This window comes from Bacillus spizizenii TU-B-10, assembly GCF_000227465.1.
GTDB lineage: Bacteria > Bacillota > Bacilli > Bacillales > Bacillaceae > Bacillus > Bacillus spizizenii.
Window position 1 is genome coordinate 4037682 of sequence record NC_016047.1, and the last position, 23519, is coordinate 4061200.

Consider the following 23519-nt stretch of genomic DNA (forward strand, 5'->3'; position numbering starts at 1 on the left):
ACATGCCGAAACAAATTGATACGATGCTCATTAACATTGGTCAGCTTTTAACGATGGAAAGCAGCGGCCCCCGTGCGGGCAAAAGCATGCAGGATCTTCATATGATCGAAGACGCTGTTGTCGGCATCCATGAACAGAAGATTGTGTTCGCCGGAAAAAAAGGGGCTGAAGCCGGTTATGAGGCAGACGAAATCATTGACTGTTCGGGACGGCTTGTAACGCCGGGCCTCGTTGATCCGCACACCCATCTTGTATTTGGCGGATCTCGGGAAAAGGAGATGAATCTTAAGCTTCAGGGCATCTCCTATTTAGATATTCTGGCGCAGGGCGGCGGGATTCTGTCTACTGTCAAAGACACTAGGGCGGCTTCAGAGGAAGAGCTGCTGCAAAAAGGCCATTTTCACCTGCAAAGAATGCTGTCCTACGGCACGACCACGGCTGAAGTGAAAAGCGGCTATGGCTTGGAAAAAGAAACAGAGCTGAAGCAATTGCGTGTCGCAAAAAAACTGCATGAAAACCAGCCTGTTGACCTTGTCTCCACGTTTATGGGAGCCCATGCGATACCTCCCGAATATCAACACAATCCGGATGAATTTCTGGATCAAATGCTTTGCCTTTTGCCGGAAATCAAAGAGCAAGAGCTCGCCAGCTTTGCAGATATTTTTACAGAAACAGGCGTTTTTACCGTCAGTCAATCCCGCAGATATTTAAGAAAAGCGGCTGAGGCGGGATTCGGGTTAAAAATACACGCAGATGAAATCGATCCGCTTGGAGGAGCTGAATTAGCGGGTGAGCTAAAGGCTATCTCAGCCGACCATTTGGTAGGTGCCTCAGACGAAGGCATAAAGAAATTGGCTGAGGCAGGAACGATCGCCGTCCTCTTGCCGGGCACGACATTTTATCTTGGCAAAAGCACATACGCCAGGGCAAGAGCTATGATTGATGAAGGTGTATGTGTCAGCTTGGCAACGGATTTTAATCCTGGCAGCTCGCCGACTGAAAATATCCAGCTGATCATGTCGATTGCCGCGCTTCATCTGAAAATGACTGCGGAAGAAATATGGCATGCGGTCACAGTCAATGCCGCACACGCCATAGGAAAAGGAGAAGAAGCCGGTCAGCTCAAAGCCGGCCGATCAGCTGATCTTGTCATTTGGCAAGCCTCGAACTATATGTATATTCCGTATCACTACGGCGTCAATCATGTACACCAAGTCATGAAAAACGGAACAATTGTAGTCAACAGGGAGGGAGCCATTCTTGGATAAATACCCTTTTCTCAGAGAGGCAGGTTCTTCGTTTAAAGACCGGGATGTCACAAAAATGAGCGACCTGATATCAAAATGGGACGGCCAAAGCATTAAAGGGCCGGCATTGATAGGTGTCCCTCTATCAAAATCCTCTATCAGTCATTCAGGCGCTTCCTTTGCTCCCGGAACAATCCGCCAGGCACTAAAACATTCATCGGCCTATTCTGCGGAGCTTGAAGGACATGTCGTATCAGATTTTCTTTACGATCTGGGGGATATCGATATTCATGTAACTGATATCGTAAAGTCACATCAACAAATCTTCCATACCATGCACGCTCTGCTTTCGGACCATCCAGATTGGGTGCCGCTCATACTCGGGGGAGATAACTCAATCAGCTACTCCACCATAAAAGCGATAGCACAAACAAAAGGAACGGCAGCAGTGATTCAATTTGATGCCCATCACGATGTTCGAAATACGGAGGACGGGGGGCCGACAAACGGCACCCCCTTCCGCCGCCTTTTGGATGAAGAGATCATTGAAGGCCAACATTTGATCCAGCTGGGTATCAGAGAATTCAGCAACAGTCAGGCATATGAAGCATATGCAAAAAAACACAACGTGAACATTCACACAATGGGCATGATTCGTGAAAAAGGACTAGTCCCGACGATAAAAGAGATTTTGCCTGCCATTCAAACAAGAACAGACTCCATTTTTATATCCGTTGATATGGATGTCTTAGACCAGTCCCATGCACCCGGCTGTCCAGCGATTGGCCCGGGCGGCCTCTATACAGACGAATTGCTCGAAGCAGTCAAGTACATCGCACAACAGCCCAATGTTGCCGGGATTGAAATCGTTGAAGTTGATCCTACCCTCGATTTTCGAGATATGACAAGCAGAGCCGCAGCTCACGTTCTGTTACACGCATTAAAAGGAATGAAACACTCCCCATTCAAGTGATCTTCTGGCAGGTTGTATTTTGGGTATGAGAAACTCATCTGCCTAATGAATGGCAGCTAAAAGGAGGGCGAGACGGTGGATCTTCAGGAGAACAGCGGCCAACAGCTAAAACGCACGATGAAAAGCAGGCACTTATTTATGATCTCATTGGGAGGCGTCATAGGGACAGGGCTTTTCCTCAGCACGGGTTATACGTTAAACCAAGCTGGACCCGGCGGTACGATACTCGCTTATTTAATCGGCGGGTTGATGATGTACCTCGTCATGCAATGTCTCGGTGAATTGTCGGTCGCCATGCCGGTGACCGGATCTTTTCAAAAATATGCTACCACATTCATCGGGCCATCTACCGGTTTTATGGTCGGCATCATGTACTGGGTGAATTGGGTGGTGACGGTAGGTTCTGAGTTTACCGCATCAGGTATTCTTATGCAGCGCTGGTTTCCTGACAGCAGCGTATGGATGTGGAGTGCGGTTTTTGCAGCTCTCCTTTTCATATGCAATGCATTTTCAGTCAAGCTATTTGCGGAAACCGAATTCTGGTTTTCCAGCGTGAAGATTGTCACGATCATTTTATTTATCATTTTAGGAGGAGCCGCCATGTTTGGTTTGATCTCTTTAAACGGGACGGCAGATGCTCCTATGTTGTCAAATTTCACAGGTCATGGAGGGTTGTTTCCGAATGGTTTTCTCGCCGTTTTTATCGCCATGATATCTGTGAGCTTCGCCTTTTCCGGTACAGAATTAATCGGAGTCACAGCCGGAGAATCAGCAAATCCTCAAAAGGATATTCCGCGATCCATCCGTAATGTTGCATGGAGAACAGTCATTTTTTTCATTGGCGCTGTCTTCGTATTATCCGGGCTGATTTCATGGAAAGAAGCAGGCGTGATTGAAAGCCCGTTTGTAGCCGTATTTGCGGAGATCGGAATCCCTTACGCCGCTGATATTATGAATTTCGTCATATTAACTGCCTTGCTGTCCGTCGCCAACTCGGGCCTATATGCTTCAACCCGTATGATGTGGTCGTTAGCAAACGAAAACATGATCAGCTCCCGTTTTAAGAAAGTCACATCTAAAAGCATTCCCTTAAATGCCTTAATGATCAGTATGGCCGTATCTTGTTTATCTCTCGTTTCCAGTATCGTGGCGCCCGGAACTGTATATGTGGTGATGGTAGCGATTGCTGGATTTGCAGGAGTCGTGGTCTGGATGAGTATTGCGTTGTCTCAACTCTTGTTTCGAAAGAGATTTCTTAAAAAAGGGGGGAATGTAAAAGATCTGACATTTCGCACGCCGCTTTATCCTCTTATGCCTATAGCCGCTCTTTTATTATGTTCAGCTTCTTGTATCGGTCTTGCTTTTGATCCCAATCAAAGAATCGCACTATTCTGCGGAATTCCTTGTATCATCCTATGCTATCTCATCTTCTATTTCAAAAGAAAGGTTGAGAAAGCAAAAAAAATCAACCAAGAAGAATATCAGATCGATCATATCCTTTAATCAAAATAGCACACCCCACTCAGATGGGATGTGCTTTATTTTTATTCCGTAATCAACGTATGAATCAGTTTCGGCGCCTTCGCTTCCGCTGCGATACGGATGTTGTCATAGACTTTTGCGATGACTTCATCGACGTTTTCGCGGTTGGCGTAAAGCGTAACAAGAGACTCGCCTTTTTCTACCTTGTCGCCGACCTTTTTGCGGAGCATGATGCCGACGGCTAAGTCAATTTCATCTTCTTTTGTGGCGCGTCCGGCACCTAACAGCATTGCTGCGACGCCGATTTCGTCCGCGACAATTTCGGAGACAACACCGGCTTCTTTGGCAGGCACATCAATTTGGTATGCAGCTTGCGGAAGCTTAGATGGATCGTCAACAATCGAGCTGTCGCCGCCTTGGTTTTTGAGGAAGTCCTTGAATTTTTCAAGCGCTTTGCCGTTTTTCATGACTTCTTCCAGCTTCGTTCTCGCTTCGTCCAATGTATCAGCTTTTTTCGCAAGCACAACCATTTGGCTTCCGAGCGTTAAGACAAGCTCATGAAGATCCTCAGGGCCCTCGCCTTTGAGCGTGTCGATTGCTTCTTTGACTTCAAGCGCATTTCCGATCGCAAAGCCGAGCGGCTGGGACATGTCAGAAATGACAGCCATTGTTTGGCGGCCGACGTTATTGCCGATACGAACCATCGCTTTGGCAAGTTCAGCTGCGTCTTCTTCTGTTTTCATGAAGGCGCCCGCTCCCGTTTTTACGTCAAGCACGATAGCGTCCGCCCCGGCAGCGATTTTTTTGCTCATAATCGAGCTTGCGATCAGCGGAATGGAATTGACCGTTCCCGTTACATCACGAAGCGCGTACAGTTTTTTATCAGCCGGCGTTAAATTGCCGCTTTGGCCGATGACGGCGACCTTGTCGCGGTTCACAAGCTTAATAAATTCGTCCTTCGACAGTTCCACATGAAAGCCGTCGATTGCCTCTAATTTATCAATCGTACCGCCCGTATGGCCGAGGCCGCGGCCGGACATTTTAGCAACCGGCACATCAAGAGCCGCAACTAGCGGGGCGAGAACGAGTGTTGTCGTGTCGCCGACGCCGCCGGTGGAGTGTTTATCCACTTTAATTCCTTCAATGGCAGAAAGATCAATCGTTTCACCGGAGTTCACCATAGCCATCGTCAAGTCCGCACGTTCACGGTCACTCATATCCTGGAAGAAAATCGCCATAGCAAGCGCGCTTGCTTGATAATCAGGAATGCTTCCATCTGTATAACCTTTCACGAAAAATTGAATTTCTTCAGTGGTGAGTTCTTTTCCGTTTTGTTTTTTGATGATGATATCTACCATTCTCATGTTTGGTCACCGATCCTTTTCGATTAAGTTCAGTAAATTAAGCCCACAATTGCTGCTGATAAAAAGCTGACAAGCGTAGCGCCGTATAATAATTTCAGGCCAAAACGAGCGACAACATTTCCTTGCTTTTCATTCAGTCCTTTTACGGCACCGGCAATGATACCGATCGAGGAGAAGTTCGCAAATGACACAAGGAATACCGATACGATCGCTGTTGTACGGCCGCTGAAATGGAAGCCGTTTTGCGTTAGCGACGTCATGGCAACAAATTCATTCGATACCATTTTTGTTGCCATAATGCTTCCCGCATTAACTGCTTCGTTCCATGGGATACCCACAAGAAAAGCGAATGGAGCAAACACATATCCAAGAATGCCTTGGAAGGAAATACCGAATACTGCATTAAAAATGCCGTTAATTAAGGCAATAATCGCAACAAATCCGATCAGCATCGCAGCGACGACCACCGCTACTTTGAAGCCGTCAAGGATGTATTCTCCGAGTACCTCGAAGAAGGATTGTTTTTCTTCTTCTTCGACACGAAGCATATCCTCTTCTTTTTTTACATCATAAGGATTAATAATTGAAGCGATGATGAAACCGCCAAATAAGTTCAAGACCAGTGCCGTTACGACATATTCCGGTTTCAGCATCGTCATATACGCGCCGACGATTGACATTGATACGGTTGACATCGCAGAAGCGCAAAGCGTGTACAAGCGCTGCTGGTTTAAAAGACCGAGTTCTTTCTTCAAGGAGATAAATACTTCTGACTGCCCTAAAATGGCTGAAGCAACTGCGTTATACGATTCCAGTCTTCCCATACCGTTTACCTTGCTGAGGGCAAGGCCGATATATTTAATAATAAACGGGAGGATCTTCCATTTTTGCAGAATCCCAATCAAGGCGGAAATAAACACGATTGGCAAGAGAACGTTCATAAAGAATGTCGTTTGATCCGCATTCACCAAGCCGCCAAACACAAAGTTGATTCCTTCTGCCGCGTATTCAAGCAGGTAACCGAATCCTTTTGCAAATCCTCCTACGAGGAAATTCCCTACCCCGGTATTGAGGAGAATGTAGCCGAGAATAAATTGCAGAATGAGCATAACAACAATTGGGCGGATCTTAATTCTTTTTTTCCCGCTGCTTGCGATCCACGCAAGGCCTAAAAACACGATCAAACCGATTATCCCAATCAAATACTTCATATGTGTTTCTCCTTTGTTTGTATTCGCTTACAATAACTACTTCCCCAGAAAAGATAGAAGAGTAACGGAAAGCAATGTGCCTTCCGTCTACTTCTTAATAGTTGTCTCCGCCTGATGCGTTTTCGCCTTTTACAATGGAAACGCCTGCACTTGCGCCGATTCGGCTCGCTCCCGCCTCGACCATTGTGTCTACATCTTCTTTCGTTCTGACGCCGCCGGATGCTTTCACGCCGATATCAGGGCCTACTGTTTTGCGCATTAAGGCGATATCTTCCTTCGTTGCGCCGCCTGTAGAGAATCCCGTTGATGTTTTCACGAAATCCGCTCCCGCAGAAACCGCTAAACGGCACGCGCGTTCTTTTTCTTCATCAGTCAGAAGGCACGTTTCGATAATGACTTTGACAAGCGCTTTTCCGGCTGCAGCTTCCACCACACCGCGGATATCCGCTTCAACTATATCGTCTTCTTTGTCTTTCAACGCCGCAATGTTAATAACCATGTCCACTTCAGTGGCGCCTTTTGAAATCGCGTCTTTTGTTTCGAACGCTTTTGTTTCAGTTGTGTTGGCACCGAGCGGGAAGCCGATGACCGTACAGACGTCAACTCCAGTTCCCTCAAGCTCTTTTGCAGCAAGCTCCACCCATGTCGGATTGACACATACTGAAGCAAATTTGTATGTTTTTGCTTCTTGAATTAATGTTAGAATCTCCGCTTTTTGTGTATGCGGTTTCAAAGCTGTATGATCAATTATGTTAGCTAATGACATCCTTCGCACACTTCCTTTTTTGTTAAGATATTTTTTAGCATAACCGACTTTTGAACATATGTAAATTGGTAATTGAAATTTTGTTCAACGATCGGTTTGCAGGTGTCACAAATCATTAACAAGCGCCCTTGCAGTATGCTGGTCAATGATCAAAACGTTGGCATATTTTCCGGTTAATGCACCGTGTATGGAGGACACTTTTCTGCTCCCGCCGGCCACTAAAATCGAGCGTTCCTTCAGCCTAAGGTCTTCAAGCTCAACGCCGATGGTCCGGTCATTGATGGCTCTGCTGCAAATATTTCCTTTCGCATCAAAAAAGCGTGAACAGATATCCCCGACGGCCTGTTTTTTCAGCAGGGCTTTCTCTTCTTCGTTAAAGTATCCGAGCCGGAACAACAGCGCTTCGTCACGGACAGTTCCCACCGTGAAGAGAGCAATATTCGCCTGCTTGCCCATCTCGATGATCCGCTCAATATGACGGTCTTTCTCCACCATTTTCTTCACATCAGCATTATCAAACACGACGGGAAGCGGGAGATAGCGCGGCATCGTTTGAAATGCCTCTGCAAACAGCTGAATTGTTTCAGCGGAATACGTGTTTACCCGGGAATGGCTGATGCCGCCTTTCAGCTGGACGACCTCGACGCCTTTTACCTGCTTCGGCTGCATGTTTTGCGCAATTTGATACATCGTGGTTCCCCAGCTGACACCGACAATGTCGCCGTCTTTCACCGTTTCATGCATATATTCTGCACCATAGCGGCTTAGGTCATGTGTAATTCCTGCATAATCAGGTGTCGGAGAAAATACAACATGCGCCTCGAGAAGCCCGTATTTCTCTTCAAGCATGGAACCGAGCGCATCCAAATCCTCAAAAGGGTCCAAGACGCGAATCTGGACAAACCCTTTTGCTTTTGCATATTGCAGCAGCCGTGAAACGGTCGGCCTTGAAATGTTGAGCTGCTCAGCAATTTGCTGCTGACTGTAGTCTGACTGATAATAAAGCCTAGCCGCTTCTATGCTTAATTGCTGTTTTTCCCGATCCATTCTGCACCTCCCTTTGGATCAGTTCATGATGAAACTGCTTTCGATTTGCTTTTATTATACAGGCTGGCCCCAGCTTTCATCCACCTGATTTCTGAGAAACTGAAAAACGCTCTAAACACGGACCTGTCCAGAGCTTACTTCTCCCATGTCATATGCTGATAAATCCCTTTCATAATGGCGTAAAGTCCATATAGGATCAGCCCGCACGCTAATATAGACAGAATCATTTTGCCATGCGGCTGCTGCGCGAGTTCGGCGAGCGCACCGTCAAAGCCTCTTGTATCCTCTGGTTCAGCGGTCATGGCTGTCTTGATGAGAAAATAGCCGATAGCTGAGAAAATAATGGCCCGGGCGATATTGCCTGCGCGCCCGGTGTTTTTCGCGATGCATATCATGTGTTTGTTCATTTTCGACGTATCGAATTCTTTCATAAAAGCAGCCCGGACACCCTTCACAAATTGAACGATCGCAAATAGGATAAAACCCGCACCCGTAAGCCCTGTGAGCCATTGGCCGAACGGCTGGGCCAATACATAAGCGGACCACGTCTGTTCTGAAGTGCCGCCGTCTCCTTGGCCAAACACAAAGCGCAAGGCATTCCAAGCAATGGATGCATAAACGGCGGCGCTGAAAAAGTTTCCTGTTCTCCGCGTCAGGCCGCGCCTGCTTGTTCCGTGGCCTTCCGTGTCCTTGAGCGCGCTCAGCACCATCCAGATCACATAACCGACGAGACCGACGCCAATGAAAAAAAGCAAGAATGACCCGTACGGCATGCGTGATAACGTTTGGAGCGCTCCGCTCGAATCTTTTGCGCCACCCGCCCCAGCTGCCGTCATACATGCTAAAATCCCGAGCAGGATAAACACGCCGCCGAATGCAAAATAACCAAGCCTCCCGAATCGCTTGACCCAAGGCTTGGTTTCCTGTTTGATTTTTGACATGTACTGGTCTTTCACGGCCATGTGTCCAACCCTCTTTCACAGAATCCTTACTGTAACATTCCCGATTGGACAAAATTGAAACAGCTGCTGCCTTAGCTATGGCTGGCTGAGACATGTTTTTGCTGGTCAGCTGACTGTGCAGGCGTCATCCAAGCAGCCGCTGCGGCTGCTGTGATTCCGCCCGCTAATTTTCCAATGATCATAGCAGCCGCCATTTCTTTTTTCATTCCGGCTACAAAACCGAGATGGCTGCCAAGCACAAAGGCTGCGCTAACCGCAAACGCGACATTGATGACCTTTCCTCTCGGCGTCATATCTTTTAATGAAGCCAGCATGGGAATATGATGAGCCAAAGAAGTCACCAAGCCTGCTGTTGCTGTCTCATCTAAATGAAAGCATCTCCCCAGTGCCTGAAGAGGCTTTTTAAAGACTTTTGTGATAAAGGCGGTCATCGGAAACGCCCCTGCCAACGCAATGGCGATGGTCCCTGTCGTTTGTATCCCTGTTTCGACGTTTTCCATCCCTGGAATCAGCACAATGCCAGTCATCGTTTCAACGGAGACAGCTGCAAGCCCGATAATTGCAACCATACTGACAGCCTTCCCGAAGAGATGAAATAACCGAATGATGATATCGGTGTACCGCCATAATCCAAAAGCGATCACAGCAGATAAAAGACTCGGAATCAGGAGGTTTTGACCTATCATGATGATGTTAAGGCCTGCGCATAATCCGCCGGTTAAGCACCCGATCGGCACTGTACACAGCCCGATTAAAATGCCTTTTGCAAAGTACGGGTGATCCTCTTTTTCGATGATGCCTAGAGCGACGGGAATTGTGAAGACAATAGCCGGTCCCATCATCGTTCCTAAAAACACCCATGAAAACAATCCGGCCTGTGGATCTTTCGCCATTTCTCCAGCGAGCGCATATCCTCCCATATCAATGGCCAAGATAGTGTTCGCAAAGGATGAAGGATCGGCGCCAATCGCTGTATAAACCGGAGAGACGATGGGAATCAGGATAGCTGCTAGCACGGGTGCCAGCGACACAATTCCGATCATGGACAGCGCCAGCGGCCCCATGGCCTTGAAGCCGTCAGCAAACCGCTCGCCAAGCCCCCACCTGTTTCCCAAACAATAATCCGCCGCTCCCAATAGTAAAAAGGCAGCCAAAATGAATACAACCGCGTCATTCACCGTCATGGTTTCTCCTTTTTCAAACGTATGATTGGTTTTATCATATCATCTGAAATCGGTTAGTAGAGCTGAATCTTATCCAATATGCGCTAAAAATTCTTTTATATCGGCTTTCTCAACGGCTGTTATGATGTGCCGTGCTTTTTCATGTGGAACCGTTAATGTCAATTTTTCTTTTATGTCTTCTTCAGACAGCTCGTTTCCTGGGGCTCCTTTTGGACAGTCCACACGTGCTTCGCAAATCCGGCCGTCTGATAAATAGGCCCGGACAATCGTGAAACGGCCTTTTGGAACGGCATGAGGAGCCGCCTGAATGGCATTGTCATATACTCGCTGAATATGCCCTATTGTCGTTTGAATGACGCTTGGGATCGGCTGGCTGTTGAAATGCTCAGCGTTCAGCTCATGTCCGTGCAAAGCAAGAGCAATCACATATTCAACGCTGAAACGGCCTTCCTCTCCAGTCTTCGGCGATCTTTCCGTCAATGCAGCATCTCCGCCTGGCGGAAAAATCACTTCAATCCGCTCGGTATTGGCAGCAGAAATAGCTTCTTCAGAGACAAGCTTTCGTACCGCATCTGCAGCATGGTGTGCCGCAGAGCAAAATGGGTAAATCTTAAACCATAGGCCAGGCTTCACGATTCTCCATGGTGCGCCCCAACGGTTTAGCAACGTGTTTTGTGCTTTTTCTAAATCGCCGTACAGGCCGAAGAAACCTGTATCTCCATCAAGTGCCGTACGGGACCCGCCGAATTCTGAATGGGCCAGCTTAACGGCAAGCAAGCCAGCCTGAGCCGCCAGCCCGGCGTGCAGCGGTTTCATTTCTGTCCCAAATTGCACCCTCATCCCGGCAGATTGCGTTGCTGCAAAACCAATGGCTTTTTCCAGCTCTTCCTGAGTCAGTTCCTCTGCGTAACCTGCGGCGCAGGCAGCAGCGATCGCGCCAAGCGTTCCTGTATTATGCCAGCCCTTTTCATAGTGGCGGCCGCCAATCGATTCTCCCAGCCTTGCCATCACTTCAACACCAACAATATAAGCGCCAAGAAGCCGCTCGTCATATCCGCGAGCGGCAGAAGCCATAAGAGCCGGCACGATGACAGCACTGGGGTGTCCTCTTACATCGGAGTGGACATCATCAAAATCCAATGCATGGGCGATAAATCCATTGAGCATCGCGGATTGTAATGGCGCGGCCTTTTTTCCTTGCCCGATAATAGGAACAAGGGACGCGCCTCCTTCATCCTCTATCAGGCGGAGGAGCTTTTGAATTCCTTTATCTTCTCTTCCTGCGAATGAAGCGGCTGTAAAATCGAGTAACCCTTTTTTTGCTTCACGCATCGCGGCAATTGCACGCTCAGGCTGTGACGTTCTCACAGCCTCCGCGAGACCTGCTGTCAGCCCTTGTCTGCTCATTTGATGGTCTCCAGTACGATAACAGCCAGCTCAGCGAAATATTGAGATGCAACCGTCAAGGCTTCTTCATCCAATGTAAAGGCCGGGTGATGCCACTCCTCCGTACCGTTCGTTCCCATCCACACAAAAAATCCCGGGATCTTCTCTTGATACAGAGCGAAGTCTTCTCCGCCCGGAGACTGCTCAGCGTGAACAGTTTGATAGCCAAGCCGTTCCGCAGCTTCGGATGCCGCATTCAAAAATGTGCCGTCATTCTGAACGGAAGGCAAATAAGGAAACCACTTGAATTCTGCTTGTGCCCCATAGCCCGCGGCAATTCCTTCAGCCACTCGTTTCATATGTTCCGGAACAGCCTGTCTCGCTTCTTTTTGAAAGGTTCGAACCGTCCCCTCCATTTCAGCCTGGTCCGGAATCACGTTCCACGAAGTGCCCGCCTGTACTCTTGTAATACTGACGACCGCGTTTTGCAATGAGCTGATGTTGCGGCTGACCACAGATTGCAGGCCGCTGACGATTTGTCCGGCTGCAGCGATTGGATCAATACTGTTATTCGGGATGCCGGCGTGTCCGCCTTTCCCTTTGACGACGATCTCAAATCGGTCAACACTTGCCATGAGCGGACCTTCTCTTACACCTATGGTCCCGACAGGCAGATCCGGCTTATTGTGCATGCCGAAAATCGCGGAAACGTCATCAAGTACGCCAGCTTCTATAACCTTTCTTGCTCCTGCGGCAATTTCTTCAGCTGGCTGAAAAATAAAGCGGACAGTACCTTTCAGCTCGGCTCTTCTTTGATTCAGCAAAATGGCCGTGCCGATAATGGAAGCTGTATGAAAATCGTGTCCGCACGCATGCATCGTGCCGTCAACCTTAGATGCAAACGGCAGATTCGTCTGTTCTTGGATCGGGAGTGCATCAATGTCCGCACGTATCGCGATGACGGGTCCATCTTCCTGCCCTTTGATTTCTGCAATTACGCCTGTTTCCAATAGAGGAACGTCAAGAATCTCAATATGCTCTGCCTCAAGCCAGCGGCGGATTTTTTTTGTCGTTTCAACCTCTTGAAATGACAGTTCAGGATGTTCATGAAGATCACGCCGCATATTGATTAAACGGGTATGAAACGTTTTGTCGGCCATTGTTCTTCTCCCTTTCTTATATAAGCTCTGCAGGCTCTCCCACCTGCTTGATAAATCTTTTCGTCCGTTCGTTTTTCGGATGATCAAACAGTTCTTCTGGCGTTCCCTGCTCGATAATATGGCCGTCTGCCATAAAAATCACTTTATCAGCGACCTCTTTCGCAAACGCCATTTCGTGTGTAACAATGATCATCGTTGTTTGTTTTTCCGCAATGGACTTGATGACCTGAAGCACCCCTGCGACGAGCTCAGGGTCAAGCGCCGAAGTTGGTTCATCCAGCAAGATCGCATGCGGATTGACCGCAAGTGCCCGCGCGATGCCGATTCGCTGCTGCTGGCCGCCGGACATTGTGATCGGATAGCTGTCAGCCTTATGCTCTAAACCAACTTGTTTCAGAATATCCATTCCAATGCGCTTCGCTTCGTCGCGTGATTTGTGTTGAGCCACGATTAAAGCTTCTGTAATGTTTTGCAGAGCCGTTTTATTTTTAAACAGATTGTAGTTTTGAAAGACCATGGCCGTTTGCTGGCGAAGCCGGTGTGCTTCCTTGCGTGTGAACTTTTCCGCGTTCAGTTTGGCTTCTCCGATTTCAATGTGGCCTTGATCCGGACGTTCTAATAGATTTAAGCACCGGAGAAGCGTTGATTTTCCAGAACCGGACGGACCGATGATCGCCACTACTTCTCCGCGTTTCACTTCTAGATCGATTCCGTCGAGCACGACGAGATCTTTAAACGCTTTGCGAATATTTTTTACTGTTATCAACTGATTTCACCTCTAAGTCCGGTATGGCTTGCTCATGGCGCGTTCAAACATGTCCTGCAAAATGCTGTAGATAATGGTAAGAACCCAATAGACAATCGCAACCGCTAAGTACGTCTCAAAATATTTGAGGTTTCCTGAAGCGTACATCTTCCCTTGGGCGAACATCTCCATGACCCCTAATGTAAAGGCCAGTGAGGTTTCTTTGAGTAGTCCGATAAATGTATTTCCCGTTGCCGGGATCGCATTTCGGACGGCTTGCGGCAAAATAATCCGTCTGTATGCCTGAAGTTTTGTCATGCCGACAGACAGGCACGCCTCCAGCTGCCCTTCATCAACAGAATTGAGGGCGGCACGGAAGATTTCTGCCAAATAAGCGGCGTTTTTTAAGCTTAACCCGATGATGGCAGCTGTGAGAGCTGTCATTTTGCTCATCTCCGGAAACAGCTGCGGCAGTCCGTAGTAGATTAAGAACAGCTGCACAAGTGTCGGCACGCCCCGGAAAAAGGATATATACAGCTTTGACAGCTGATGAAGAACTGGAATTTTGTTCTTTGTGATGAGTGCGAGAATAAGTCCTCCGATAATGGCAAAAATCATAGCCGCTATGGCCATAAACAAGGTGATCGGAAGGGCCTGAATTAAAGTCGGGAATGCTGATATCATGAATTCCCAATCAATTGTGTTCATTCTGGTGATTCACCGCCGTTTCTTAATGCTTCTGTTCTACTGTGATATCTTCATTAAAATATTTTTCGGAAAGCTTTTTCAGTGTCCCGTCTTTACGCAATTCATCAAGCGCTTTATTAACTTTTTTGCGGAGCTTATCGTGTGCGTCGTCCTTGGCAAATGGGAATGCAACTTGTTCGTACACAATCGGATCTCCTGCAAGCTTTAACGGCAAGCCTGTTTTCTTCATTTGCGCGATCAGCACAGTTCGGCTGTTGACATAAGCGTCTACACGGCCGTAAGCGACATCCTTTAGCGTGCCTTCTTGTGTTTCGTATGTTTTGATATTGATTTTTTTATCAGGATCTTTGCTTTCAAGATTTTTTGCGTGATTTGAACCGAGAACGGCAGCGACTGTCTTCCCTTTTAAATCGTCTACTGACTTGATGTCATGATTGTCTTTTTTGACGACAATCTGTGTTCCCGCATAAGCGTATGGTTCAGTAAAGTGATACGTTTCCTTACGTTCATCAGTCACAGCTACCTGGTTGGAAATGGTATCAAGCTTGCCTGTTTGAAGCTCTCCCATCAGCCCGCTGAATTCAAGCAGCTTCCAGTCCAGTTTCATGTCAATTTTCTTCGCGACCGCTTCCATCACTTCCACATCAAAACCTGTCAGCTTTCCGTTTTCTTTATAAGCAAATGGGTAACTTTGTCCTGTCGCACCGACATGAAGCACATTGTCATCCTCTTTACTGCTGCTGTTTCCATTGCCACAAGCTGAGAGCACCGCTAATAATGCAGCAACGAACAGCACAGTCCATTTTTTCATTTTCATTTGATTTCCCGCCTTTTCTATTTTATAGGTCATTTCGCAATTGTTTTTTCATATAGATTGTCATATGCCCTTTGCCAAGGTCTTGTTCACCTGAGCGGACATACCCTTTTCGTTCATACATCTCAATCAGCCACGGATGCTTATCCGCTGTTCCGAGTGAGACAAACGGAACCTTTAACGTATCGCGGAGGATTGTTTCCTCCAGCCATTGAAGCAGCTTTGTTCCGACTCCTTTTTGACCGGTGTCAGGGTCCACAGCGAACCACCAGATATGCGGAACGCCATACGGTCCCGGCTGCTGTCCCCAAGGCATTCTTAAGGTAATGGTCGCGATGATCCGCCCGTCCTCTTCCATGACGTAGCAGGCGTTTTTCCGGATATTATTTAATACCAAATCCAGATCCGCATGAGCGGCAGCAAAACGAATACCGAGCTTTCGAATCGGTTCATAAGCCCGCAGTGTCAGCTCTAGAAGCTGTTCGACATCACGTTCAACTGCAAGACGATATTGTGCCTTCATCTAGCGTTCCTCCTTACTTTGCATAACGGTTTACCGGCTTTTCCAAACCGAAGTGGTCTCTCAATGTAGTGCCTTCATATTCTTTTCTGAACACGCCGCGCTCCTGTAAAATCGGAACCACTTTCTCAACAAACACTTCAATTCCTTCCGGAAGAAGCGGAGGCATGATGTTAAACCCGTCACACGCTTTCTTATCCACCCATTCCTGCATCTTGTCAGCGAGCTGTTCCGGCGTGCCGACGAAGATATGGTGGCCTCTGGAGCCTGCAACGTATTTGTAAAGCTCGCGTATCGTCATATTGTCACGTTCAGCCATTTCCTGAACAAGCTTGAAGCGGCTCTTCACCGCATTGGAAGCATCTGCGTCAAGCTTCGGCAGCGGCCCGTCAAGCGGATATGCTGACAAATCAATTCCGCCTAAATAATTTTGGAGAATTTGCAGACCGACAGATGGAATAATCAGATCTTGAAGCTCCTTGTATTTGGCTTGCGCTGCTTCTTCGGTATCAGCAATGATCGGGAAAATACCCGGCATGATTGCAATTTTTTCTGGATCACGTCCGAATTCCGCAGCCTGCTCTTTAATCGATTGATAAAAATCTTGAGCTGATTCCAGGTGGTTTTGCGCTGTGAAGATCACTTCTGCTGTTCTGGCAGCCAGTGCTTTTCCGTCTCCTGATGATCCTGCCTGGATAATGACCGGCTGGCCCTGCGGCGTTCTTGAAACGTTCAGAGGCCCGCGAACCGAGAAATATTCTCCTTTGTGGTTCAGCTCGTGCATTTTTTCCTTCTCAAAGAATTCACCTGTTTCTTTATTGCGGATAAAAGCGTCCTCTTCCCATGAATCCCAAAGTCCCTTTACAACCTCGACAAATTCCTCTGCCCGCTGATAGCGCAAATGGTGTTCAAGATGCTTTTCACCACTGAAATTCAGCGCTGTTGATTCAATAGACGAAGTGACGACATTCCATCCGGCACGGCCGTTAGACAGATGATCCAATGACGCAAACTGTCTGGCAATGTGAAACGGCTCGCTGTATGTAGTGGAAGCTGTTGCTGTCAGTCCGATTCTTGATGTTACCTGCGCCAAAGCAGAGAGCAAGGTGAATGGCTCAAACCTTGTTAACACATTTGGATGAGACTTGCTGTCAATTGATAGGCTATCCGCTAAAAACAGCATATCCAGCTTGCCCCGCTCCGCTGTTTTCGCAAGCTCTTTAAAATAATCCAAATTCATGCTCGCATCGGCAGGCGCGTCCGGATGCCGCCAAGACGCCACATGATGTCCTGTACCCGCTAGAAAAACCCCTAATTTGATTTGTTTCTTTTTGCTTGTCATGACGTTACTCCTTTTATCATGTTTTAGGCTGAAAAATCCGAAAAATAAACACCTATATTCCTAGTCGTTTAATATGAATAAATCAAAATGTACCCTTGTCTTAGGCGTTTGTCAATGAGTTAAGATCAAATTTTTCATATCTCGTGGAATCATGGGGCGGCATTTGTGCAACCTGTGTACTCGTAAAACTAGTCTGATGATGCTGAGACTCAGTTTTGATCCAAAGTTTATATAAATATAGCTTGCGCGTGATCGGCGTTGTAGATTTAGCACGGTCCATTTTGCCAATGATTCAGAAGCTGTGACATCGTACAAAAAAATAAGCTGATCCCGGATTCATACCGGAATCAGCTTATTGAATCTTAATTAAGCTCTAGAATATTTTCTTCTGCTTTAGCAGAAAACACTTTAGGCTCCAGACAGTCAAGGTCTTCATGAAATAAACTTACTTTTTGGATTTGCCGATTGTCGTAGTGGTGAAAGTAGTAGTTTCCCGTGTCGTTGCACATCACAGAAGTATATTGCGTATAATCAATCTCGTCTTCTTCCGTTATCACAGCACCCTTGGGTATCGCCATGTTTGCCAAAAGCTGAAAAGCAGCTGATACACCTCTCGTTTCATCTGCTGCTGGCTCTAGATGTTCTTTCAGAAAAACAGCTCTGACAAACCGTGAAGGCGGTGTATAATCTCCCGGCAGACCCACTGTACCCGAGCCTTGGCCAAAAGCGGATAGCATCAAGCCGCCCATCTCCTTGCTCTCGAATTGTTTCGGCCTTATTCCTATATATTGCCGAAGATTGGTCACATGCCATAAAAAGTCGGGACTGTTCGTCATGACACCTGGTTGATTGTCATAGATTTTGATGCCGTCTGCTCTCGGTTCTATCGTCAGGCTGCGTCCCGTCCGGTCTGACAATATCCAGTGTAGCGGTAAAACGGTATCCAATAGCTCTAATTTCTTCTCCACAATCGTTAAAGAGCGGATCTTTTCTTTTACGTCTTCCAAAGACTTACAAACTGACAGCGCCCATGTTACAAACTCATGCGGGGCAATTTGAACGCCGTCTTCCCGTCTCGTTTTTTCGTACTCCGCATATCCCATAAAATAAAGCGCCGCACAAGATAAACCGCTTTCATTAACACCGTCGGCAAATAATATATTTCCAAGTTTTCTCCCCATACCGATAAACGCGTACTGTGTTTGATGCACCTTTCCGTCAGCTTCACTCGTCCAGCTGTAACGGCGCGGATAGAGAATGACCTCCGTCCCCAGCTGAAATGCAAAATCCATTGTTCTCGCTAATAAATGATTCCGGTCAGCAGTTTCCAATGTAAGACTTGTGCACATCTGATTCAGTCCCCTTTCCAATCAGGCTAAAATCATACATTTTGTGAACAACTTGTTTTATCAGCATAACGAAAGTCAAATAGATTCGTCAAAAGATTAACATTAATCAAAACGAGGAATCCACCCCAAAGCAAAGAATGACAAGAAGATCAAAAATGTACGATGCTGATGTTTATGGTGATTGCTTCCTTTTTATTTCTACAGCAGCAGAGCCAATAAGAAATTATGCAGGTTCATAATTCATCGCTGATGTTCTAAAAGGGCAGCAGGAAAAAGAAATCTTAGCGTCCATTACGCAAAAAGGGCTGATGATGATTACAGACCAGACAGGCACAATAAAGCCGCCATAACAAAAAAATCCAGCCTCCTAAAAGGCTGGATTTCATTATTTCGCCAAAACAAGCTCGTGAATCGCATGTGCAACACCATGTTCATTGTTGGAGCGTGTTTGAAAGTTTGCGGCTTCCAATACTTCTGGGATGGCGTTTGCCATGGCAACGCCGCAGCCCGCCCATTCAATCATTGTCAGGTCGTTCCCGTTGTCCCCTATGCTCATGACTTCCGCTTGTTCAATTCCAAGCAGCTGTGCCAGCTGGCGTACGGCATTTCCTTTGCTGGCTTCCGGATGCAGAATTTCATAAAAGAAAGGCGCGCTTCTGACCATTGTATATTTTTCTCTCACGTCTTTTGGAATCGATGTAATGACGTGGCTTAAGTTCTCCGGTTTATCAATAAACATCACTTTCGGGATGAGGATATCTTTTGGCACCTCGTCAATCTCGCGGAAATGAAGCGGCACTTGCGTCACATAGGATTCGTATACGGTAAATTCGCTAATATCCCGGTTAGGCGTATACAAATTAGATGAGTCAAAGAAATGCATCGGCGTCTTCAGCTCTAAGCTCAGATCATATAATGAAGTCAAATCATCATAACCGAGAGAGAGCTCCGTGACCACTTCGTTTGTATAGGTATTTTGAACAAGCGCTCCATTATACGCAATAACATAGTCGCCTTCTTCAATTAAATTCAGTTCATCTAAATATCTCCGCACACCTCCGATCGGCCGGCCGGTGCAAAGCACAATTTTGACGCCTTCCGCTTTAGCCGCGTGAAGAGCGTTGCGGACTTCCTCTGTTACTTCATGATGATCATTTAAAAGTGTTCCGTCCATATCAATTGCAATTAGTTTGTACATCCTGCATCTCCTTCGTGTCGTTTTCAGGCTATAGTCCCATCATATCGTTTTTTCTTTTTGATATTCAACTGGAAGAGATGATTTTCTCCGGATTCTGTTTAGACGTCGGCCTTGTCTTCGAGTACGCGTGCGCGGTTTCCGCTTTCTTTTTGTCTCCATGCCGCCGTTTTCTGTTTTTTCCTGTTTCATCAGCAGGATGCCGGCAGCTAAAAAAGGAATGCCGGTTATATTCAAGATGGCAAGCTTCACACCCGCCGCCGTCAAAAAGAATCCCCATGAAGATGCAGGATTCCGCCTGATCATGACGTAAGCCGTCATTTCCAGAACAATCAAGATGGCATGAAGAACTACACAATACATAAGCCATACAAGCGCAAAAAACAATACATAATTCACGATTGCCCCTGAGTACATCATAGCGCGCATCATTTGTATAAACGATAAGGACTGCATGGATCCGCTGATAACATTAGGGTTATAGATCGTATAATCACTAAATAAGTCTTTGATCTTGAGAAAAGCCCATAATATAAATATCCACTGAATGATATGTAAAATAAGTCCTGTTAACACCAGTCTTTCAGCTTTCTTATTTCTCATATTTCTCCTCCTTGCCGGTCTTTGATGTGATTCTTGTCATCGTTTTTGTCTGGCCATTTTGCTCCCATATCAGCGTCCCATTTTCTCCTCTTTTCAGCGTGCTTTTGAGCGGATAATAAGGTCCGAGATACTGAATCCCGATAGACCCGTCAGTGCTTTGGGAAATCACCTTGTATGCCATAAAAGGCAGCTGTACCTCTCCTCTTCCTTCAATCACTTCCGTCTCCATCACCTCGTCTTTGGTAAAGGTGACTGTTGCTGATTTCACGCCATCCATGGGTCCCTGGGCAATTCCCTTATCCCACGTTCCGTAATAAAACGGCGTTTCCTCTTTTTGTTGTTGGCAGCCCGATATCATGACGCTTACAGCGGCCAGCAGCAAAGCGATAAGACCTTTGCTGCGCAACTTCATCACCGCCCTTTCTCACCTTTTTAGGCAAATGCCGTGGCACTGTGCCAATGACTACATAAGTTATAAGGAATTCACCCACATTTTATTTTTAAGGAGATTGATTACATGAATCCATATCAATATTACAGCCCGCAGCTGCCTCAGCAGGAACCTTACTATAGCCAACATGAATACAATCCTTATCCGCAGCAGGATTATTATGATCCTTACCAGACGGACAGACAGCCGCCGGCGTTAGAAAGAAGAGTTGCGGCACTTGAACGGCAAAACGAACAGCAATCAAGAGAGTTAACACGCCTTACGAATGAAGACCGCCGTCAAAATCGGGAAATTGCACGGATTGCCGAACAGGTCAATCAGTTAAGCCAGGCTGTTGAACGCCATACACGCCGTTTAAACCGGCTCAATCAGCGCCTCCGCACAGTAGAAAACAGGCTGAATATCCCATTTACTGCTGGGGAAGGCGGTTTCTGAAGCAGGCAAAGAAAAAAAGCGGAATACGATTCTCCCGATTTCAGGGTTTCGTTTTCCGCAATTCTTATATTATAAAACGGAACATTTACATAAAAAGGGTTTGTACCCAGTATACAATCTTTACCGTTTTCATTCAAAGATAGAGGAGCTGAGGAAAATAATTGTAGTTCCACTTTTACAGAATTTCTTTTCATTCAAGTTGCATGATAATACCGACTCACATCAATCGATCACATGGAGGAATGATTCATGCATCATACACAACACGGCTTGCAGCAGCTGAACCAATGCCGCCAGACTGCTCAGCAGCTCATTCAGCAAACACAGCAAAGCAGCCAGCAATATCGCCAAATGCTTCATCAGGAGCAGCAAAACATCCAAATGCTGCAGCAGATTCTAAACCACGAACAACAAGCGGCACATACCATTCAGCAAGCGCTGCACGGACATGACATGGCCATTCAAAAATGCCAGCAGGTTGTCAACATGTGCAACCAAATGCAGCAGGAATTCACTGGACAATCCAGCGTGATGAATACGAATGTGTCTACACTTCCATTCGGCCAAAATACGCCATTCCAGCAGCAATCCTACCAGCAGTAACATATAAAAAGCTCAACACAATGCTAGTGTTGAGCTTTTTTCTTACTGTTCTTTGCGAATATGTATATCTTGAATTGACTGTTTCGGGGCATGAAATCTGCTCTCGGCTTCACTTCTTGCCTCGGCAAAAGCCCGCGCCTCCACATGATCTTTGTAGACATCCAGCTGAATCAAATACAGCGGGCGTACTTTAAATCCATGAATAATGGTCACCGCCCATAACGGGACCACAATAAAAACACCGGGCAGATCGGGCAAAACAAAACCAAACGCAAAAATGAAAAAATAAATGATTCCGTACATGATCCACTTTCTATTTCTAACCTTGATGCCAATAAATAAAAAGGCAAAAAAACTGGTAATGGCAAAAGGCATGAAAATAAACAGCATCCACCAGCTATGCAGCCATTCCCAAGCGGCACCTCTTTTTGTAATTCCCATATTTTTCTCCTCCTATTTACCTATAATAATCGATTAGGCATACCGCGTCACCCATAAACGGGAAAAACTTTCTCCCTTTAAAATTGTGATAGACGGCGAACAGGTTTCTTGCTATATTATTAATTGATAATGATAATCATTACTAATCAATTAAAATACATATTGGAGGGTTCTTGATGAAAAAGAACACATTGCTCGTGGGCATGCTTGTGCTGCTTCTCATGTTTGCCAGCGCTTGCAGCGGCACGGCTTCGAAAGGAAGCTCAAGTGATTCAGCTTCCGAAAAGACAGAAATGAGAACATACAAATCAACAAAAGGGAACGTCAACATTCCTGCACATCCGAAACGCATTGTCACTGATTTTTATGCCGGTGAATTGCTGTCTGTCGGGGCCAATGTGGTCGGCTCAGGCTCATGGTCATTTGATAATCCGTTTTTAAAATCAAAGCTGAAAGATGTGAAGGATGTTGGTGATCCGATCAGCGTTGAAAAAGTGATGGAGCTTCAGCCTGACTTAATTGTTGTCATGAATGAAGAGAATGTCGATAAATTAAAGAAAATCGCTCCAACTGTTGTCGTTCCTTATAACACAGCGAAAAACGTAGAAGACACAGTCAGCATGTTCGGAGATATCGCCGGAGCGAAAGACAAAGCAAAATCATTTATGGCTGACTTTAACAAAAAAGCGGAAGCTGCTAAAAAGAGAATTGCCGGCGTCATCGACAAAGATGCGACCTTCGGCATTTATGAAAACACGGACAAGGGCGAATTCTGGGTGTTCAATGACAATGGCGGACGCGGCGGCCAAGCTGTATACAATGCACTCGGGTTAAAAGCGCCTGAAAAAATTGAACAAGATGTTATTAAAAAAGGAGAAATGAAACAGCTCTCCCAAGAGGTTATACCTGAGTATGCCGCAGATTATATGTTCATTACGGACTACAACCCGAAAGGCGAAAGCAAAACACTCGACAAGCTGGAGAATTCCTCTATTTGGAAGAACCTGGACGCTGTCAAACATAATCGCGTGTTTATCAATGACTTTGACACATTTTATCCGTACGATCCGATTTCTGTCAGCAAACAGGTGGATATCATCACCGACATGCTGATCAAACGGGCCGAAGAAAATAAAAAGTAAAGAAAACGGCACAGTCATGACGCTGTGCCGTTTTTTATGATTCACTTTAATGTTGACTGTACGGAGTCCGGCATATCTTCAAACCTGACTTCTTCCCAAGTCTCGACATACTTTCCTTTCGCCTTCACCTTCAAATACGCGTTCTTCCGAAGCTCTTTGCCGGCGAAAAAGGTCACTTCTTCTTTTTTCCCGTATGCATTATATCCGTCTAATGTATATTCAGTACCGCCCGGGCTAAGATGTCTGCCATCTCGATCAATCTGAACATAGACATCTTGCTGGTGAATAAACGGATTAAATCTGTCTGTAACATCGTTATGAAAAAAGAGAAGCCCGCATATTACGGCAGCAGCCGCCAAGACGGCCAGGATTGCCATTGCTTTTTTCAT

The 23519-nt window shown here is 46.5% G+C and carries 25 protein-coding genes; 6 read left to right on the top strand and 19 right to left on the bottom strand.

Going from position 1 to position 23519, the window contains the following annotated elements; genetic code table 11:
- The first annotated feature begins 2 nt into the window (after positions 1–2).
- The 3 genes from hutI to GYO_RS42240 all read left to right on the top strand — a co-directional run bounded on the left by hutI (position 3) and on the right by GYO_RS42240 (position 3723).
- The gene (gene hutI / locus GYO_RS42230; protein WP_014115739.1) at positions 3–1268 is read left to right on the top strand and encodes an imidazolonepropionase; all 1266 of its coding nucleotides are present in this window, start codon (positions 3–5) and stop codon (positions 1266–1268) included.
- Positions 1261–2220, top strand: coding sequence for a formimidoylglutamase (gene hutG / locus GYO_RS42235; RefSeq protein ID WP_014115740.1), 960 nt, complete (start codon positions 1261–1263; stop codon positions 2218–2220). The genes hutI and hutG overlap by 8 nt, the downstream gene beginning before the upstream one ends.
- 75 nt (positions 2221–2295) lie before the next feature.
- On the top strand, positions 2296–3723 hold the full coding sequence (locus GYO_RS42240; RefSeq protein WP_014115741.1) for an amino acid permease: 1428 nt from the start codon (positions 2296–2298) through the stop codon (positions 3721–3723).
- Between the two features lie 41 nt (positions 3724–3764).
- On the opposite strand, the gene GYO_RS42245 is transcribed toward GYO_RS42240, so the two are convergent.
- The 17 genes from GYO_RS42245 to GYO_RS42325 form a co-directional block, all read right to left on the bottom strand.
- Entirely contained in the window at positions 3765–5066 is a 1302-nt protein-coding gene (locus tag GYO_RS42245; RefSeq protein WP_014115742.1) for a pyrimidine-nucleoside phosphorylase, read from the bottom strand.
- A gap of 29 nt (positions 5067–5095) precedes the next feature.
- Positions 5096–6277: a nucleoside permease NupC gene (gene nupC / locus GYO_RS42250; RefSeq protein WP_014115743.1), complete on the bottom strand. Its 1182-nt coding sequence runs from the start codon at positions 6275–6277 to the stop codon at positions 5096–5098.
- A gap of 94 nt (positions 6278–6371) precedes the next feature.
- On the bottom strand, positions 6372–7043 hold the full coding sequence (gene deoC, locus GYO_RS42255) for a deoxyribose-phosphate aldolase (RefSeq protein WP_014115744.1): 672 nt from the start codon (positions 7041–7043) through the stop codon (positions 6372–6374).
- A gap of 105 nt (positions 7044–7148) precedes the next feature.
- On the bottom strand, positions 7149–8090 hold the full coding sequence (gene deoR / locus GYO_RS42260; protein WP_014115746.1) for a DNA-binding transcriptional repressor DeoR: 942 nt from the start codon (positions 8088–8090) through the stop codon (positions 7149–7151).
- 134 nt (positions 8091–8224) lie between these two features.
- A complete protein-coding gene (locus tag GYO_RS42265) occupies positions 8225–9052 on the bottom strand; it encodes a DUF1206 domain-containing protein (protein ID WP_014115747.1) in 828 nt (275 codons plus the stop codon).
- A gap of 71 nt (positions 9053–9123) precedes the next feature.
- Positions 9124–10236: an ethanolamine utilization protein EutH gene (gene eutH, locus GYO_RS42270; protein ID WP_014115748.1), complete on the bottom strand. Its 1113-nt coding sequence runs from the start codon at positions 10234–10236 to the stop codon at positions 9124–9126.
- Positions 10237–10305: 69 nt separating this feature from the next.
- A complete protein-coding gene (locus GYO_RS42275) occupies positions 10306–11643 on the bottom strand; it encodes an MmgE/PrpD family protein (RefSeq protein WP_014115749.1) in 1338 nt (445 codons plus the stop codon).
- On the bottom strand, positions 11640–12782 hold the full coding sequence (gene sndB, locus GYO_RS42280) for an N-acetyl-sulfur-metabolite deacetylase SndB (protein ID WP_014115750.1): 1143 nt from the start codon (positions 12780–12782) through the stop codon (positions 11640–11642). Before sndB ends, GYO_RS42275 begins: the two co-directional genes overlap by 4 nt.
- A gap of 16 nt (positions 12783–12798) precedes the next feature.
- Positions 12799–13548, bottom strand: coding sequence for an amino acid ABC transporter ATP-binding protein (locus GYO_RS42285; RefSeq protein ID WP_014115751.1), 750 nt, complete (start codon positions 13546–13548; stop codon positions 12799–12801).
- 12 nt (positions 13549–13560) lie between these two features.
- On the bottom strand, positions 13561–14235 hold the full coding sequence (locus GYO_RS42290) for an amino acid ABC transporter permease (protein ID WP_014115752.1): 675 nt from the start codon (positions 14233–14235) through the stop codon (positions 13561–13563).
- Between the two features lie 22 nt (positions 14236–14257).
- Entirely contained in the window at positions 14258–15052 is a 795-nt protein-coding gene (locus GYO_RS42295) for an amino acid ABC transporter substrate-binding protein (protein ID WP_041521108.1), read from the bottom strand.
- A gap of 22 nt (positions 15053–15074) precedes the next feature.
- The gene (locus GYO_RS42300) at positions 15075–15572 is read right to left on the bottom strand and encodes a GNAT family N-acetyltransferase (protein WP_014115754.1); all 498 of its coding nucleotides are present in this window, start codon (positions 15570–15572) and stop codon (positions 15075–15077) included.
- Positions 15573–15585: 13 nt separating this feature from the next.
- Positions 15586–16911: an LLM class flavin-dependent oxidoreductase gene (locus tag GYO_RS42305; RefSeq protein WP_014115755.1), complete on the bottom strand. Its 1326-nt coding sequence runs from the start codon at positions 16909–16911 to the stop codon at positions 15586–15588.
- A gap of 362 nt (positions 16912–17273) precedes the next feature.
- Positions 17274–18260 carry a penicillin V amidase gene (gene yxeI / locus GYO_RS42310; RefSeq protein WP_014115756.1) on the bottom strand — a complete coding sequence of 329 codons (987 nt, stop codon included), beginning with the start codon at positions 18258–18260 and terminating at the stop codon, positions 17274–17276.
- Positions 18261–18645: 385 nt separating this feature from the next.
- Positions 18646–19458 carry a sugar-phosphatase gene (yidA, locus tag GYO_RS42315; RefSeq protein ID WP_014115757.1) on the bottom strand — a complete coding sequence of 271 codons (813 nt, stop codon included), beginning with the start codon at positions 19456–19458 and terminating at the stop codon, positions 18646–18648.
- A gap of 39 nt (positions 19459–19497) precedes the next feature.
- Positions 19498–20058, bottom strand: coding sequence for a hypothetical protein (locus GYO_RS42320; RefSeq protein WP_014115758.1), 561 nt, complete (start codon positions 20056–20058; stop codon positions 19498–19500).
- Complete coding sequence (locus GYO_RS42325) at positions 20048–20470, bottom strand: DUF3255 family protein (protein ID WP_041521214.1); 423 nt, start codon at positions 20468–20470, stop codon at positions 20048–20050. Before GYO_RS42325 ends, GYO_RS42320 begins: the two co-directional genes overlap by 11 nt.
- A 105-nt stretch (positions 20471–20575) precedes the next feature.
- On the opposite strand from GYO_RS42325, the gene cotNE reads away from it, so the two are divergent.
- Both cotNE and GYO_RS42335 read left to right on the top strand, forming a co-directional pair.
- Entirely contained in the window at positions 20576–20944 is a 369-nt protein-coding gene (gene cotNE, locus GYO_RS42330) for an inner spore coat protein CotNE (protein WP_014115760.1), read from the top strand.
- Between the two features lie 249 nt (positions 20945–21193).
- Entirely contained in the window at positions 21194–21547 is a 354-nt protein-coding gene (locus GYO_RS42335) for a hypothetical protein (RefSeq protein ID WP_014115761.1), read from the top strand.
- Between the two features lie 42 nt (positions 21548–21589).
- On the opposite strand, the gene GYO_RS42340 is transcribed toward GYO_RS42335, so the two are convergent.
- Complete coding sequence (locus tag GYO_RS42340; protein WP_003243293.1) at positions 21590–21988, bottom strand: hypothetical protein; 399 nt, start codon at positions 21986–21988, stop codon at positions 21590–21592.
- Positions 21989–22164: 176 nt separating this feature from the next.
- Here GYO_RS42340 and GYO_RS42345 point away from each other — a divergent pair, with 176 nt between their 5' ends.
- Entirely contained in the window at positions 22165–23130 is a 966-nt protein-coding gene (locus GYO_RS42345; protein ID WP_014115762.1) for an iron-hydroxamate ABC transporter substrate-binding protein, read from the top strand.
- Between the two features lie 41 nt (positions 23131–23171).
- Here the strand turns inward: GYO_RS42345 and GYO_RS42350 are convergent, their stop codons facing one another.
- A complete protein-coding gene (locus tag GYO_RS42350; RefSeq protein WP_014115763.1) occupies positions 23172–23519 on the bottom strand; it encodes a YxeA family protein in 348 nt (115 codons plus the stop codon).